This window comes from Arthrobacter glycogeni (genome assembly GCF_054510815.1).
Map to the genome: position 1 here is coordinate 1 of NZ_JBTNDV010000011.1, position 13,730 is coordinate 13,730.

At 65.8% G+C, this 13,730-nt stretch carries 15 protein-coding genes; 4 read left to right on the plus strand and 11 right to left on the minus strand.

Annotated features, from left to right (window positions below; translation table 11 throughout):
• Positions 1–138: 138 nt before the first annotated feature.
• Together pheT and pheS are read right to left on the minus strand one after the other, a co-directional pair.
• Entirely contained in the window at positions 139–2,679 is a 2,541-nt protein-coding gene (pheT, locus tag ACX80G_RS12225; RefSeq protein WP_459307920.1) for a phenylalanine--tRNA ligase subunit beta, read from the minus strand.
• 2 nt (positions 2,680–2,681) lie between these two features.
• Positions 2,682–3,773 (minus strand): phenylalanine--tRNA ligase subunit alpha, encoded by a 1,092-nt coding sequence (gene pheS, locus ACX80G_RS12230; protein WP_459307921.1) that lies wholly within the window; start codon positions 3,771–3,773, stop codon positions 2,682–2,684.
• A gap of 134 nt (positions 3,774–3,907) precedes the next feature.
• On the opposite strand from pheS, the gene ACX80G_RS12235 reads away from it, so the two are divergent.
• Positions 3,908–4,375, plus strand: a complete 468-nt coding sequence (locus ACX80G_RS12235; RefSeq protein WP_459307922.1) for an eCIS core domain-containing protein — start codon at positions 3,908–3,910, stop codon at positions 4,373–4,375.
• On the plus strand, positions 4,372–5,016 hold the full coding sequence (locus ACX80G_RS12240; protein WP_459307923.1) for an SIMPL domain-containing protein: 645 nt from the start codon (positions 4,372–4,374) through the stop codon (positions 5,014–5,016). Before ACX80G_RS12235 ends, ACX80G_RS12240 begins: the two co-directional genes overlap by 4 nt.
• Before the next feature lie 78 nt (positions 5,017–5,094).
• Here ACX80G_RS12240 and ACX80G_RS12245 read toward each other — a convergent pair whose 3' ends face one another.
• The 4 genes from ACX80G_RS12245 to ACX80G_RS12260 all read right to left on the minus strand — a co-directional run bounded on the left by ACX80G_RS12245 (position 5,095) and on the right by ACX80G_RS12260 (position 8,687).
• Complete coding sequence (locus ACX80G_RS12245) at positions 5,095–5,724, minus strand: HNH endonuclease signature motif containing protein (RefSeq protein ID WP_459308045.1); 630 nt, start codon at positions 5,722–5,724, stop codon at positions 5,095–5,097.
• Positions 5,610–6,494: a DUF222 domain-containing protein gene (locus ACX80G_RS12250; RefSeq protein WP_459308046.1), complete on the minus strand. Its 885-nt coding sequence runs from the start codon at positions 6,492–6,494 to the stop codon at positions 5,610–5,612. The genes ACX80G_RS12245 and ACX80G_RS12250 overlap by 115 nt, the downstream gene beginning before the upstream one ends.
• Before the next feature lie 239 nt (positions 6,495–6,733).
• Positions 6,734–7,378, minus strand: coding sequence for a pyroglutamyl-peptidase I (gene pcp / locus ACX80G_RS12255; RefSeq protein WP_459307924.1), 645 nt, complete (start codon positions 7,376–7,378; stop codon positions 6,734–6,736).
• Positions 7,379–7,487: 109 nt separating this feature from the next.
• Positions 7,488–8,687: a cysteine desulfurase-like protein gene (locus ACX80G_RS12260; RefSeq protein WP_459307925.1), complete on the minus strand. Its 1,200-nt coding sequence runs from the start codon at positions 8,685–8,687 to the stop codon at positions 7,488–7,490.
• A 91-nt stretch (positions 8,688–8,778) separates the two neighbouring features.
• On the opposite strand from ACX80G_RS12260, the gene ACX80G_RS12265 reads away from it, so the two are divergent.
• Entirely contained in the window at positions 8,779–9,843 is a 1,065-nt protein-coding gene (locus tag ACX80G_RS12265; RefSeq protein ID WP_459307926.1) for an Rv2578c family radical SAM protein, read from the plus strand.
• Here ACX80G_RS12265 and ACX80G_RS12270 read toward each other — a convergent pair.
• The gene (locus ACX80G_RS12270; protein WP_459307927.1) at positions 9,840–10,283 is read right to left on the minus strand and encodes a (deoxy)nucleoside triphosphate pyrophosphohydrolase; all 444 of its coding nucleotides are present in this window, start codon (positions 10,281–10,283) and stop codon (positions 9,840–9,842) included. The genes ACX80G_RS12265 and ACX80G_RS12270 overlap by 4 nt on opposite strands.
• A gap of 41 nt (positions 10,284–10,324) precedes the next feature.
• Positions 10,325–10,624, minus strand: coding sequence for a DUF6855 family protein (locus ACX80G_RS12275; RefSeq protein WP_459307928.1), 300 nt, complete (start codon positions 10,622–10,624; stop codon positions 10,325–10,327).
• Between the two features lie 183 nt (positions 10,625–10,807).
• Here ACX80G_RS12275 and ACX80G_RS12280 point away from each other — a divergent pair, with 183 nt between their 5' ends.
• Entirely contained in the window at positions 10,808–12,028 is a 1,221-nt protein-coding gene (locus tag ACX80G_RS12280) for an MFS transporter (protein ID WP_459307929.1), read from the plus strand.
• Here ACX80G_RS12280 and ACX80G_RS12285 read toward each other — a convergent pair.
• The 3 genes from ACX80G_RS12285 to rpmI all read right to left on the minus strand — a co-directional run bounded on the left by ACX80G_RS12285 (position 12,021) and on the right by rpmI (position 13,684).
• Positions 12,021–12,929, minus strand: a complete 909-nt coding sequence (locus ACX80G_RS12285) for a TrmH family RNA methyltransferase (RefSeq protein ID WP_459307930.1) — start codon at positions 12,927–12,929, stop codon at positions 12,021–12,023. The genes ACX80G_RS12280 and ACX80G_RS12285 overlap by 8 nt on opposite strands.
• 46 nt (positions 12,930–12,975) lie before the next feature.
• Positions 12,976–13,392 carry a 50S ribosomal protein L20 gene (gene rplT, locus ACX80G_RS12290; RefSeq protein ID WP_459307931.1) on the minus strand — a complete coding sequence of 139 codons (417 nt, stop codon included), beginning with the start codon at positions 13,390–13,392 and terminating at the stop codon, positions 12,976–12,978.
• 97 nt (positions 13,393–13,489) lie between these two features.
• Positions 13,490–13,684, minus strand: coding sequence for a 50S ribosomal protein L35 (gene rpmI, locus ACX80G_RS12295; RefSeq protein ID WP_019483418.1), 195 nt, complete (start codon positions 13,682–13,684; stop codon positions 13,490–13,492).
• Positions 13,685–13,730: the final 46 nt, after the last annotated feature.

Genomic DNA, 13,730 nt, shown 5'->3' on the forward strand with positions numbered 1-13,730 from the left:
AGTCCTTCTTGTTCCCGAACCCTGTGCGGTTTTGCCCGTTTTCTTGTCTGTCCCTTGGCGTTTTTCCCCCACCCCCCCCCGGTTCTGCACTTTGGGCCGGAGTACCTGGGCAGACGTGCACGGCCTTCGCCCCCAGGTTTAGCGCTGAACGGCGCCGTGGCGCTCGGCGGCCAGGTGGACTGCCGCGTCGCGGGCGACGCTAGCCTCCTCGGCGGTCAGGGTCCGGTCCGGCGCCCTGAACCGCAGGGCGAAGGCAAGTGACTTGTGCCCGTCCTCGATTCCCGCGCCGTCGTACACATCAAACAGGTGCACGTCTTCGAGGAGCTCCCCCGCACCCTCGCGCAGGGTCGACAGCACGACGTCGGCCGGCAGCCCGCCGTCGACCACCAGTGCCACGTCCTGGGTGGTGGCGGGAAATGTCGAGAGGTGCTTCGCGACGATCACATCCGGCGCGGCGTCGAACAAGAGGTCCGCGTTGATCTCCACAGCGACGGTCCGAGGAGGCAGGTCATGGGCGGCGACGAGCTTCGGATGCAACTCACCCGCGTAGCCGAGCAGTTCCCCGGTCCGCAGCCCAATGCGGGCGGTGCGGCCCGGGTGGAACACCTGGTGCTCGCCCTGGGAAATGTCCAGGTCCACGCCGACGACGTCGGCCATCAGCCGGACCGTGTCCAGGGCGTCGGCCCAGTCCCATGCGCGTGGCTGGTGGTTGGCGCCGGCTGGGGAATCGTTGCCGGTGAAGACTGCAGCAATGGTCAGCGGCTGATCGGGCAGCCCGTCATAGAGGCCGTCCAGGGTTTCCTCCGACGGACGCGCGCCGAGCACCGGAATGCTCCGGCTACCGACCGTCTCCTGCGGCAGGAATACCAGGCCGGCCTCATACAGCGCCAGATCGCGGAACCCGCGTGAGTGGTTTCGCTTCGCGACCTCGATCAGGCCCGGCAGGACCGAGCGGCGCAGGTAGCCCAGTTCGGCGCTCAACGGGTTGGCAAGTTTGACGGAGGGTCGCTCCGTCGCGTCGGCGGACCCGAAGGTGTTGTTGCTGTCCAGTGACACGAACGGGTAGGACAGCACCTCGGTGAGTCCGGCGTCGGCCAGCGCCTGCAGCACCCGGCGGCGCTGCACCTGGACGCGGGACAGGCCGCTACCAGGGGGCGCGACGGGGAGCCGCGACGGGATCTTGTCGTAGCCCACCAGCCGGGCAATCTCCTCGGTGAGGTCGTCCTTGATCTGCAGGTCCTGCCGCCAGCTTGGCGCCGTGACGGTGTGACCGCCGTCGTGCGCTTCCACCACGGCCCCCAAATCGGTCAGGGCACCGGTGATCTGCTCATCGGTGAAGTCCATTCCGATCCGGCCGGCCGGGTACCCGGCGGGCAGGTCGATGACGACGTCGTCGGGCTCGGTGCCAACATCGGTTCCGGCGTCGTCAGCGGTGCCACCGGCGAGCTCGACCAGAAGGTCGACCACGCGCTGCGCGGCGATGCCTGCCACCTGCCAGTCCACCCCGCGTTCGAAGCGCTTGGACGCCTCGGACGGCAGCTTGTGGCGGCGGCGTGAGCGAGCGATCGATACTTCATCGAAATGCGCAGCCTCAATCAGCACCGTGGTGGTGGTGTCGGAGACCTCGGTGTCGGCGCCGCCCATGACCCCGGCGATCCCTATGGCGCCCGACGCATCGGCAATCAGAAGGTCCCCGTCGTCGAGCGTGCGAACCTTATCGTCGAGGGTCTTCAGCGTCTCGCCTGGCGTTGCCCGGCGGACCACAATGCCACCGGTCAGCTTGTCCTGGTCGTAGCAGTGGGTGGGCTGACCCAGTTCGAGCATCACGTAGTTGGAGATATCGACGGGCAGGGAGATGGAGCGGATCCCCGCCAGGCGCAGCCGGGAAGTCAGCCACGGCGGCGTGGGACGGGTCGCATCAACGCCGTGCACGGTGCGGGCGACGAACCTGTCGCAGCCCGCCTTGCCGTAGATCGGCGACTCGTCGCCCAGCGTGACCGGGTAGCCCCCGGACATTCCTGCAGGAGCTGTAACCTGGGATGCCGGGTCGGTGAAGGTGGTCCCGGTGGCGTGGGCGTACTCGCGGGCGACCCCCCGGATGGAGAAGCAGTAGCTGCGGTCCGGGGTGACGTTGATTTCGGCGGCCTGGTCGTAGAGGCCGAGCAGGTCCATTGCGTCGGAGCCGACCTCCGGATCCAGTCCGAGGGTGGCGAGCACCAGGATGCCGTCGTGGTCGTCGCCGATGCCGAGTTCGCGCACCGACGCGATCATGCCGGCTGAGACGTGGCCGTAGGTTGTGCGCGCGGCGATGCGGAAGTCGCCGGGCAGCACCGCACCCGGCAGGGTGACCACCACCTTGTCGCCCTCAACGAAGTTGTGGGCGCCGCAGACGATGCCCTGCACCCCCGACGGGTCGATGCCCTCGGTAGTTAGCGTCTGGGCCTGACCTTCGGGGACCACGCGGACCTGGCACCAGTTGATGGTTTTGCCGTTGGTCTGCGGTTCCTTGACGACGGAGAGGACCTGGCCGACGACGACGGGGCCGGACAGGGTGTCGGTCGGACGGTGGACCGCCTCTTCCTCCAGGCCAACCTTGACCAGTTCGGCCATTACGTCTTCGGCGGTGGCGCCAGCCGGGACCTGTGCGAATTCACGCAACCAGGAAAGTGGAATACGCATGCCTAGATCTCCATCCCGAAGTGCTCGCTGAACCGTACATCGCCCTCAATCATGTCCCGCATGTCGCCGACCTCGTTGCGGAACATCAGAGTGCGTTCAATACCCATACCGAAGGCGAACCCGGAAAATTCCTCCGGGTCGATGCCCGCCGCACGCAGCACGTTGGGGTGGACCATGCCGCAGCCGCCCCACTCGATCCACTGCGGGCCGCCCTTGGCGCCGGGGTGCCAGATGTCGAGTTCGGCTGACGGTTCGGTGAACGGGAAGAAGTTGGGTCGCAACCGGATCTGGGCGTCGTCGCCGAACATCAGCCGGGCGAAATGCTCCAGCGTGCCGCGGAGGTCAGCCATGCTGAGGTTCCGGTCGATGGCCAGGCCTTCGAACTGGTGGAACACGGGCGTGTGGGTGGCATCGAGCTCATCGGTGCGGAACACCTTGCCGGGGCACAGCACGTAGAGCGGCAGGGGGCGTTCCAGCATGGAGCGCACCTGGACGGGCGACGTGTGGGTGCGGAGCAGCAGGTGTGCCTCGGGCGGGTCCACGAAGAAGGTGTCCTGCATGTCGCGGGCCGGGTGGTCCGGCTTGAAGTTCAGGGCATCGAAGTTGAACCATTCCGATTCCAGCTCGGGGCCTTCGGCGATCTCCCAGCCCATCCCGACGAAAATGTCGCTGACCCGTTCCTGCAGGGTGGACAGCGGGTGGCGAGCCCCAGCACGACGACGGCGCGGCGCGGCCGTCACGTCCACCGCCTCCTCGATCAGGATGCGGGCGTCGCGTTCGGTCTCCAGTGCGGTGGTGCGGGCGGCGAGCGCAGCGTTGATCTTGCCGCGGGCCGGGCCGATGTTCTTGCCCGCAGCTGCCTTTTCCTCCTTGGCGAGGGCGCCGATGCCCCGGTTCGCCAGGCTGAGCGGAGATTTATCACCGGTATGGGCGATCCGGACCTGCTTGAGCGCGTCAAGATCCGCCGCGGCGGCGATGTCGGCGAGCGCGCGGTCGACTGTCGCGCCGATGGCCTCCGCATCCAGTGGCGAAGGAACGTCGACGACGGCGGACGTCGCGTGGGCGGGTCCGCCCGGCTGTATGGAGTCAGACATCGGGATGTTCATACCTTCAGTGGTGGTGGGCAACTGGTGTTTCACCGCGGATCCGGTGACCGTTGGCAGACGGTGCAAGTCTAGCTAACACCGGCGCTGAGTCCCCAATGGGCGGCCGGGACCCACGTACTAGGATGACTTCCATGGTCCCGGCCCACAGAATGCGATGGCTGCTCAACTGGATGAACCTGTCCACGGCGGCGGGGCTTGCCCTTGCGACAGCGAAGCGCTGCGAGGTCCGCAGTGGCCCGGCCGGTCTACTTTTGGCCTTCGGCTACACCGGCACCTTGCCGGTCGCGAGCGCCTTCACGGTGGGGAACGTGATTCTGTTCCGCGCGTCGGCTTCGGAGGGGACACCCCGCCCAGCACTGCTGGCCCATGAATCCCGGCACAGCACCCAGTATGCGGCGTGCCTGGGTTTACCCTTCCTCCCCCTCTACTTCGGGGCGGCGGCTTTTTCTCTCCTGCGTACCGGCGATCCCGCGTCAGCGAATACTTTTGAACGCCGGGCGGGATTGGCCGATGGCGGCTATGTTCAGCGGCCCGTGCGGCCGCTTGCCACATCACTTTCCGCCGTCTTCGCGAAAAGGGGACCATCATGATGTCCAGCCCCGACGTTCCAACCATCACGGTTACCGGTACAGGCTCGGTCAGTGGTGTACCCGACCGACTCCACCTCGACGTCGGCGTGGAGGTACGCCGACCCACGGCCCCGCACGCCTATCTGCGGGCCGCAGACGCAGCGTCGCGGGTGTTTGACGCCCTCGACGCTTTCGCCTTCCCCTCTTTGACTCGGGCCACCCGCCAGATTGGGTTGCGGGCTGACATTCACTGGGCCGAGAACCAGGAGCAGAAAGTGTCCGGCTACGTTGCCTCGCAGGACCTCACGGTGACGATCGACGACCTCGCGTCCGCCTCGGCGGTCCTCGACGCCGTGGTGCACGCCGGCGGCGACGACGCCCGCATCACCTCCCTGGCCTTCGGGTTCTCCGATCCGGCGGACAGGGCCACCCTGGCCCAGGACGCTGCGTGGCGGGATGCACGTGACCGGGCTCAACGGTGGGCCAACCTGGCTGGGTGCGCTCTCGGTGGCGTGGAAACTATTACCGAAGAGGCGGGGGCTGTACCCCGCCCCGGGATGCGCACCATGATGGCCGAGGATTCGTCAATGCCGGTTACTCCCGGCGAGGCCGCCGTCGTCTGCAGCGTGACAGTGAGCTGGCGCATCGAGCCTGCTGAATAAACGAACTTGTGATGCGGGACCGACACCTTGCGCAGCATCTCGCCTCGACAGCTCGTGTTACCAGGGCAAGGGCGGTCCTTAATCACCGGCCCAGGGGTCCCGGAACCGGGCGTGTGCCGTCATCTGCGTGATGCTGACATGGCGATAGCAGTTGCGCCGCGGCTTCCGACCGGGATCTAGGTAGGGCGGGGGAATGAACCATGGGATGCCCTGACGCATTTTGATCTCCCAATTACCCTGCTCGACCAGATCATGATGAAAGCCGCACAGAAGCACCCCGTTGTCGATGGAGGTTCGACCCTTGGCATACCAGGGAATGATGTGGTGGGCTTCGCACCACACCGCCGGGATGGTGCAGTCCGGGAATCCGCAGCCTTGGTCACGTGCGACCAGCCCTCTGCGGAGGCCCGGTCCGAAGAACCTCTTGACCCTACCGACGCCGAGGATTTCGCCCTTTCCACCCAGCACCATCGGGACGATGTCCGCATCGCAGGCAATTCGGCGGACGGTAGCGGGACTGACTGGCCCGGCAAACACAGCATGACCGGTTCCGTTGACCCTCCCCGCTAGTTCCTCGAAGCCTACGGTCACCATCACCTGAGGCCGATGGCCGCCGGTAGCGAGCAGTTTGGTTGTTGCCAGCGCAATCCGACAGGCGCCAACCAGGCCGTCAAGCAGTTGTTGTGCCCGGGTCCGCCAATCGACGATGGGCTCGGCGTCTGGATCCAGCACCGCGCCGCCGCCGCCGACGCCGACGGTACCGAGTCCTGCGTTTGATCCGCGCCCTGCTGGCGATTCGTTGCTATCCGGGGATTGGTGGCTGTGTTCATGACAGTGGAGAGAACCTCGAACTGTCCTTCAGTGGCAGTGATCTCCAACCGGTGCAGCCCGCGGAGAAATACCCCCTGCCGACTTTTCAACAGCTCGTCGCTGGGTTCGTTTCCGTCCTGGTCAATCGCTGCTTCCCAGTGCCGGGCCACCACTGCCAGGACGTCTGTGTCTGACTCAGCGGCCTGCGAGGTCAAGGCCTGCTCCATGGCCACCAGCATTCCACGCGCCTGCGGTGTGGTGGCAGCCGGACGCACCCGCTCGACACTATCGCTAATCAGCGCGGCCGCTCGCCCTCCGACCTCACCGGCGGCCATCGCTGTGCTGAGATGTTGCAGCCGCGGCGTACCACTTGAGCCGTTGAGGAACCTGGGAGGCACGACGGTTGCCGCGAGCCGGAGCCTTCGGCGCGCTTCAGACCGTCCGATCAGCAGCCTTGCCCGCAAATAGTCGGCCGTATCCCGAAACTCGCCCCGCGGGGAGCCACCCTCCACACCAGGCATGCTCCACCTGATTGTTTGGCCGGACTCCCCCGTCGCCGCGATATTCTGCTGGTCCACGGCATGTGCTCCGAGAATCTGCAGGTACTCCACTGCCCGGGAGAGCTCCTCTACAGCAGCGACGGTATTGGCCAGCTCAAGCCTGCTCATAAGGCACGACCTGCCCGTAAAATTCCCGGCCAACGCGAGGAGATTTCTGTGCAGGGACGACACCGCTTCGGCTGGTCGAGGTTCAGAATCCAGGTGGGTGATGCTCATACCCAATTTTATTCGAAATTGTGTTCGATTTTCATAGATTTAGCCGTTCCTTTTGAGGGCTAACGGCGCTTTTTTCGTGTCACGGCATTCGTCCGCACCTACCTTCTGATGCACGCGCGATGACGAGAATCCTAGTGTTCGGCGCCCGCTGCCAGCCGAAGATCCGACGTCGTCCGCTGGCTGGTGAGCGCGATCTGGCGGAGTGCGGCCGCCATGTCGGCGACGGGCATGCCGGGTGCCCCGTGGGCGTCGGCCTGGTCCGACGAGTAGGGGACGTGGATGAACCCGCCGCGGGCGCCGCCGTCGGGGGTCGTCGCCAGCAGGTCCATCAGCCCGTAGAACACGTGGTTGCAGACGTAGGTGCCAGCGGTTTGGGAGATCTCGGCGGCGATGCCCGAGTCCGTCAGGTCCTGCAGTGCCTGTTTGATGGGCAGGGTGGAGAAATAGGCGGCGGGACCGTCGGCCCGGACCGGGGTGTCGATGGGCTGGTTGCCTGAGTTGTCGGGGATCCGGGCGTCGTCGATGTTGATCGCTACCCGCTCGAGGGAGATCCTTGACCGTCCGCCCGCCTGCCCCACGCACAGCACCAGGGCGGGGCGATGCAGCTGAACTGCGGCGCGCAGGGTCGCGATGCTTTCGCCGAAGGCACAGGGCAGTTCGACGGCGACCGCTTCGACGCCGGACTGGCTCAGGTGTGCGGCGGCCCGCTCGGCCGCCTGCCACGACGGGTTGCTCGCTTCGCCGCCGAACGGCTGGAATCCGGTGAGGAGGATCATGGGTCAAGCCTAGGCGCCGTCCCAGATGAGTGGCGGAGCCGCACCTGAGTGGTTGCCCCACAGCTAGCCTGCGGGTGGGCCACTTTTCTGGGTCGGAAGGCCGGGCGGGTCACGCGAGGCACGCCTTCAGCCCTTCAATCAACCGCTGTACCTCGTCGAGGTTCGTGTAGGGCGCCAGCCCCACTCGTAATCCGCCAGCCTCCCCCAACCCCAGCACGCCCGCTGCTTCGATGGCGTAGAAGTTGCTGGCTGGCACCAGGATGTCCCGTGCGGCGAGGAACCGGCTCACGTCGACGGCGGGGTGGCCGTCGACGGTGAGCAACAGGGTTGAGGTCCGGGCGGCGGCGCGGGAGTGGACCGTCACCGCCGGCAAATCCGCGAGCGCAGCCTCAAGGAGGTGCAGGAGGAACGACTCGTGCTGCCCGATGTCGGAGTGGGCGGCTACGAGACGGTGCCGGCGCGACCCGTCGCTGGTGCCCAGTGAGGCGATGAAGTCCACTGCCGCCGTCGCGCCGGCCATGATCTCGTACGGCAAGGTCCCGAGTTCGAAACGTTCGGGCACGGCGTTGGTGGAGGGTAGCAGTTTATCCGGGGTGAACGTCTCCAGCAGCGCCGGCTCTGCGGCGAGGACGCCGCAGTGCGGTCCGAGGAATTTGTAGGGCGAGCAGACGAAAAAGTCTGCTCCGAGCGCCTTCACATCGACGCTGGCATGGGCTGCGTAGTGGACCCCGTCGATGTACAGGAGGGCCCCGGCGTCGTGCACCAGCGTCGCGATCGCCGGAATGTCGGGCATGGTGCCGAGGAGGTTGGACGCTGCGGTGACGGCGACCAGCCGGGTTTGGGGGCTCAGGGCAGCCGCCAGTTCGTCGAGGTCAAGCTCGGAGGTGGCTGGATCGAAACCCATCCACCGGACTGTCACACCCTGACGCTCGGCAGCCTGGACCCATGGTCGGATGTTGCAGTCATGATCAAGGCGGGTCACGATCACCTCGTCGCCCGGCCCCCACCCGGCGCTGAGGTGCCTGGCGAAATCATAGGTGAGCTGCGTGGCACTGCGGCCGTAGACAATTCCGAGCGGATCCGCGTTGAGGAAATCCGCCAGGGCCGACCGGAATCCGAGCACGGCCGCGTCGGCGTTCCGTTCGGATGCGACCGAGGTCCCCCTGATGGATAGCGGGCTGGTCAGGGTGTCGGCGATGGCCTGTCCGACGATGCTGGGCGTCTGGGTTCCGCCCGGACCGTCGAAGTGGGCGATCCCCGAGGACAGGGAGGGGAAGTGGGAACGCAGACTTTCGACGTCGAGCGGCATGGAGTCCTTTCGGGGAGATGACTGAGCGTGGCTCAAGCCTAATAGCCGCGACTTCCTTCGAATAAGTTCGAAGATGTGTTCTACTGTATTCATGAGATGGGTTGGTCAAAGTACGACGACGACGGCGCCCGGTCCGCAGGAGGCGCTACTCCCCCTCAGCGGGCTGGTCCGCACCGTGAGGACGCCCGAATTCGCTGGCATCACCTTCCATGAGGTGCTGGCCAAATCGGTACTCAATAAGGTGCCCGGCGACTCAAGCATGCCGTTCCACTGGACCATCAACCCCTACCGGGGATGCTCGCACGCCTGCGTCTACTGCTTCGCCCGGAAGACCCACAGCTACCTGAACCTGGACACCGGACTGGACTTTGATTCGCAGCTGGTGGTGAAGACGAATGCCGGAGAAGTGGTACGCCGCGAAGTATCCCGCCGGTCGTGGCGGCGTGAGCACGTGGCCATGGGCACCAACACCGACCCGTATCAGCGGGCCGAAGGTCGCTACCGGTTGATGCCCGCCATCATCTCCGCTTTGGCCGATTCCGGAACCCCGTTTTCCATCCTCACCAAGGGCACGCTGTTGGCACGGGACATCCCGTTGCTGCAAAAAGCATCCTCCGCAGTGCAGATCGGGATGGGCATCTCCCTGGCGATCATCGATCCAGTGTTGGCCCATGCGGTGGAGCCCGGCACCCCGAGCCCCAAGGCCCGGCTGGAGCTGGTCAGCCGATTGCGGGACGCGGGCCTTCCCTGCGGCGTCCTGGCCATGCCGATCCTGCCCTGGTTGACGGACAGCGACGAGTCATTGGATGCCTTGTTTGGTGCGCTGGCAACTGCCGGTGCGACGGGCGTTTCGGCGGGCGCACTACATCTGCGTCCCGGCGCCCGCGAGTGGTATATGGATTGGTTGGCCGCCAATCACCCTGCGCTGGTGGGGCGCTATCAGCGGCTCTACCGCGGCGGAAGTTACGCGTCGAAGGAGTACCGGACCTGGCTGTCCGGCCGTATCCGGCACCACCGGGCCAACCATGGGTTCACCTCCGGGGCCCAGTTTTTCAGAGAGCTCGAACCGGGGGTGTCCAACGACGGCGGCGGCAGTCCCCCGGTAGGGGCATCCTCACCATCACTGGCAGCCGGCCCGGAGCCGACACTGTTCTAGAGCGGCGCAGCAACCAGGGCCAGCAGTGCGTCAACAATGGGACGATCCGCCGGGATCCACGCGAGGTCCACCAGTGCGGGTGAACCAGCGAGGGGAACCCAGGTGAGGAGGTCATGATCCTCCAGCGGCCTCGGCTCGCCCGTGGTCACCTCGGCGAGCCACACCCGCATGATGGCACCCTCGTTTAGGGGCCAACCGCTAGGAAGAGGTCCTCCCACTTCGGCGCCCAGCACCACTGTCACCCCGAGCTCCTCAAGCAACTCACGATGCAGGGCCTCGGTATCCGACTCCCCCGCCTCGACTTTCCCACCGGGGAATTCCCACATCCCGGCAAACTGCTCGGGAGTGGTCCGGCGGGCAGCGAGCAGCCAGGTGGGATGGTCGAGCGAATCAACAATCGCGGCGCCGACAATCTGGCGCGGTAACTTCTCAGCAGGCACGAACCGAGTGTAGCGGGCGGGTGCCTCACGTCGAACCACTCCTACCGGGCTCGCAGCTGGTTGTTCCGCTTGTCATGGGTGAGTTCTACCAACCCCAACTCTTCAGGGATTGGCGGCAGGTACATCCCGAACCGTCCTCGGTAGCCCTTCCGGAGGCCGTACCAGCCGGCCACCGGGTTGCCTTCGGACCGGCCCCACGCCTCGACCGACCCGTTGGGCGCCGGCTTGCTATCATCGGCAGCGCCAAGCGGAACCCATCCGTCCTGAGCGGACAGCCAGGCGACAAGATCCTCGATCGCCCGCAACTGGTACTTGAGCGTGGTGCTGCCAACCTGGCACACCGGGGCAGGCGGATCGGCATCCTCTTCCCTATACATCGAGTACTGGGAGGACCGACGCGAGGGACAGCACAACAGGCGCCGACGGAGCCTACGGCGCTACAGTTGAAATAGACAACGGCGTCGCTGCGTTGCGCCTAACAGACGCATGCCCCCACACCACCCCCAGCCGCCGAAACGAGTTCCATGTCTGACGCCCGAAGCACCGCCCTGACTCCACGTCAGCTGAACTTTGCCATCATCGCCCTCGCGATGGGCGGCTTCGGCATCGGCACCACTGAGTTCGCCATCATGGGACTTCTGCAGGAGATGGTGGGCGATCTCAATATTTCCATTCCCGAGGGTGGACACGTGATCTCGGCCTACGCGATCGGCGTCGTCGTCGGCGCTCCACTCCTTGCAGCGCTCGGCGCCCGGCTCCCCCGCAAGGGGATGGCGCTCGGCCTGATGATGCTGTTCACCGTTGGCAACTTGTCCTCCTACTTCGCCGCTGACTACGGCTGGCTCCTGTTCTCCCGCCTCATGTCGGGCCTGCCGCATGGCGCCTACTTTGGTATCGCCGCGGTCATCGCCGCCTCCCTATCCGCCCCGACACGCCGCGCGCACGCCGTCGCCATGGTGATGCTGGGGCTCAGCATCGCCAACGTCATCGGAGTCCCGTTTGCCACCTGGCTGGGTCAGATGTTCGGCTGGCGGACCATGTTCCTGCTGGTCGGCGTCATCGGACTGGTCACGATCTGGATGATTTCCCGCAGCGTCCCACACCAGAAGGTCCTGCAGAACGCCAGTATCCGGCGGGAGCTCGGTGCGCTGCAGCGCGGCCAGGTCTGGATGACGCTGCTTATCGGGACTGTCGGCTTCGGTGGCTTCTTTGCCGTCTACTCCTACATCTCCCCGACCATGACCGAAGTGACAGGACTCCCCGAGACCACCCTGCCCTTCGTCGTCGCCCTCTACGGGCTCGGTATGGTGACCGGAAACATTGTCGGTGGCCGCCTGGCCGACATTTCGGTGATGGGCACCATCTACTGGGTGATGGGCGTGATTGCCGTGGCGCTGGTGGCGTTCTCGTTCGCCGTCCAGTGGGCGCCAACCGCGCTGCTGTTCGTGTTCCTGGTCGGAGCGATCGGTGCCATGCTGATCCCCTCGCTCCAGGTGCGCCTGCTCGACGTCTCCCCGGATGCGCCGTCGCTCGCCTCGTCCCTGAACCACGCGGCCCTGAACGTTGCTAACGCCCTGGGCGCGTTCCTCGGCGGCGTAGTGATTGCCGCCGGCTGGGGCTACACGGCCCCGGCTCTTGTCGGTGCGGTGTTGGCTGTCGTCGGCCTCGCCGTCGCGCTGGTCAGTGGGCGCATGGACCGTCGCTCCGAGGCTGTTCGAGCGCCCGAACGGGTCACCGTCAGCTGAGGCGCTGCGCCCGCGCTGAGGCGTAGAGGCAGACGGTCGCCGCAGTCCCCACATTAAGGCTCTCGGCCCGCCCATAGATCGGTACGGCCACCCGGTGGTCGGCGCCCTTGAGGACGACGTCGGGCAGCCCCTGTGCTTCGTTGCCGAAGAGCCACGCCGTCGGTGCCTCGAGCTGCGCTTCCTTCACCTCGGTGGTGTCGGCTGATGCCGGCGCCAACCGGCGTCGCGCGCTCTCCTCCTGCAGAACATCGAGGTCGACGTCGCCATACCCGTCGGCTGCCAGCACCGTGATGCCGCGGTCCCGCAAGGATGAGAGGACCAGATCCAGGTCAGCGCCCAGGACCACGGGCAGGTGGAACAGCGAACCGACGGTGGACCGGACAGCCTTCGGGTTGTACAGGTCAACGCTCGACGACGTCAGCACCACCGCGTCGGCGCCCGCAGAGTCGGCGGCCCGCAGGATGGTCCCGGCGTTGCCGGGATCGCGCACTTCAACCATCACCGCGACCAGCCGGGGCTCATCGGCGAGTACTGCGTCGAGCGACACATCGACGAAGGCGCACACCGCGATCACGCCCTGCGGGGTCACGGTGGAGGACATTTCGGCCAGGACTTCCTCCGTGACGAGCCGCGGTGCCGGCTGATTTTCGAACAGGCCGAGCTCCGCGTGGCGTTCAAGGCACTCCTCGGTGATGAAGAGCTCCTCGATCACTGCTGGCGCGCCGGCAGCCCGGCGGGCTGAATGCAGGGTCAACGCCTCACGGACGGACTGCGGGCCCTCGGCGAGGAACCGGCCCTGCCTTAAACGAGCCGGACGCCCTGCGAGCCGTGCCACTTCCTTCACCCGATCAGCTCGGGGGTTGGTCATGGGGGGTGCCGCAGGGCGTCCGGTGTTATTCATGTACTGATATTCCCAGTAATCCGGTCAGGCCGGAAAACGGAGAGGGTTATGCCTTCGCTGGTGTCTTGGCAGCTGTTGACTGAGCGCCGGCCGGAGCCGAGGTGTCGGCAGGCAGGGAGTTCTTGGCAATCTGTACCAGCGCGGAGAACGCATTGGCATCGGAAACTGCAAGCTCGGCCAGCATCCGGCGGTCAACCTGAATCTCAGCGGCCTTCAGGCCCTGAATCAAACGGTTGTAGGTCAGGCCGTTGGCGCGGGATGCGGCGTTGATGCGCTGGATCCAGAGGCGACGGAAGTCACCCTTACGCTTGCGGCGGTCGCCGTAGCTGTAGACAAATGAGTGCAGCAGCTGTTCTTTAGCCTTGCGGTACAGGCGTGAACGCTGCCCGCGGTAGCCCTTCGCCCGCTCGAGAATTACCCGACGCTTCTTGTGGGCGTTTACCGCCCGCTTCACACGTGCCACGTGCGTACTCCTTCAGTAGATCTACCGGATTGTAGTGTCACACCGTCCTGCTGTGAGCAGTTGACTGGCGTAGCCCCGGTTAAGTGGTTTGGGTGAGTTAGATGCCGAGCATCTTTTTGATGACCTTGGTATCGGCCTTCGAAACAATCTTGTCGCTACCGAGACGGCGAGTCAGCGTGGAGGGCTTGTGCTCCAGGTAGTGGCGGCGGTTGGCCTGCTGGCGTTTGAGCTTGCCGCTTCCGGTCAGCTTGAAGCGCTTCTTGACACCGCTGTGGGTCTTCATCTTCGGCATGAGAACCGATCTCCTTTGGTTTCCACCCACGATTGCAGGTGGCTCG

Bases quoted from the DNA above. Each gene is read 5' to 3' on its own strand.
- pheT (WP_459307920.1), bottom strand. From the start codon at position 2,679: ATGCGTATTCCACTTTCCTGGTTGCGTGAATTCGCACAGGTCCCGGCT.
- pheS (WP_459307921.1), bottom strand. From the start codon at position 3,773: ATGTCTGACTCCATACAGCCGGGCGGACCCGCCCACGCGACGTCCGCC.
- ACX80G_RS12235 (WP_459307922.1), top strand. From the start codon at position 3,908: ATGACTTCCATGGTCCCGGCCCACAGAATGCGATGGCTGCTCAACTGG.
- ACX80G_RS12240 (WP_459307923.1), top strand. From the start codon at position 4,372: ATGATGTCCAGCCCCGACGTTCCAACCATCACGGTTACCGGTACAGGC.
- ACX80G_RS12250 (WP_459308046.1), bottom strand. From the start codon at position 6,494: ATGAGCAGGCTTGAGCTGGCCAATACCGTCGCTGCTGTAGAGGAGCTC.
- pcp (WP_459307924.1), bottom strand. From the start codon at position 7,378: ATGATCCTCCTCACCGGATTCCAGCCGTTCGGCGGCGAAGCGAGCAAC.
- ACX80G_RS12260 (WP_459307925.1), bottom strand. From the start codon at position 8,687: ATGCCGCTCGACGTCGAAAGTCTGCGTTCCCACTTCCCCTCCCTGTCC.
- ACX80G_RS12265 (WP_459307926.1), top strand. From the start codon at position 8,779: ATGAGATGGGTTGGTCAAAGTACGACGACGACGGCGCCCGGTCCGCAG.
- ACX80G_RS12280 (WP_459307929.1), top strand. From the start codon at position 10,808: ATGTCTGACGCCCGAAGCACCGCCCTGACTCCACGTCAGCTGAACTTT.
- ACX80G_RS12285 (WP_459307930.1), bottom strand. From the start codon at position 12,929: ATGAATAACACCGGACGCCCTGCGGCACCCCCCATGACCAACCCCCGA.
- rpmI (WP_019483418.1), bottom strand. From the start codon at position 13,684: ATGCCGAAGATGAAGACCCACAGCGGTGTCAAGAAGCGCTTCAAGCTG.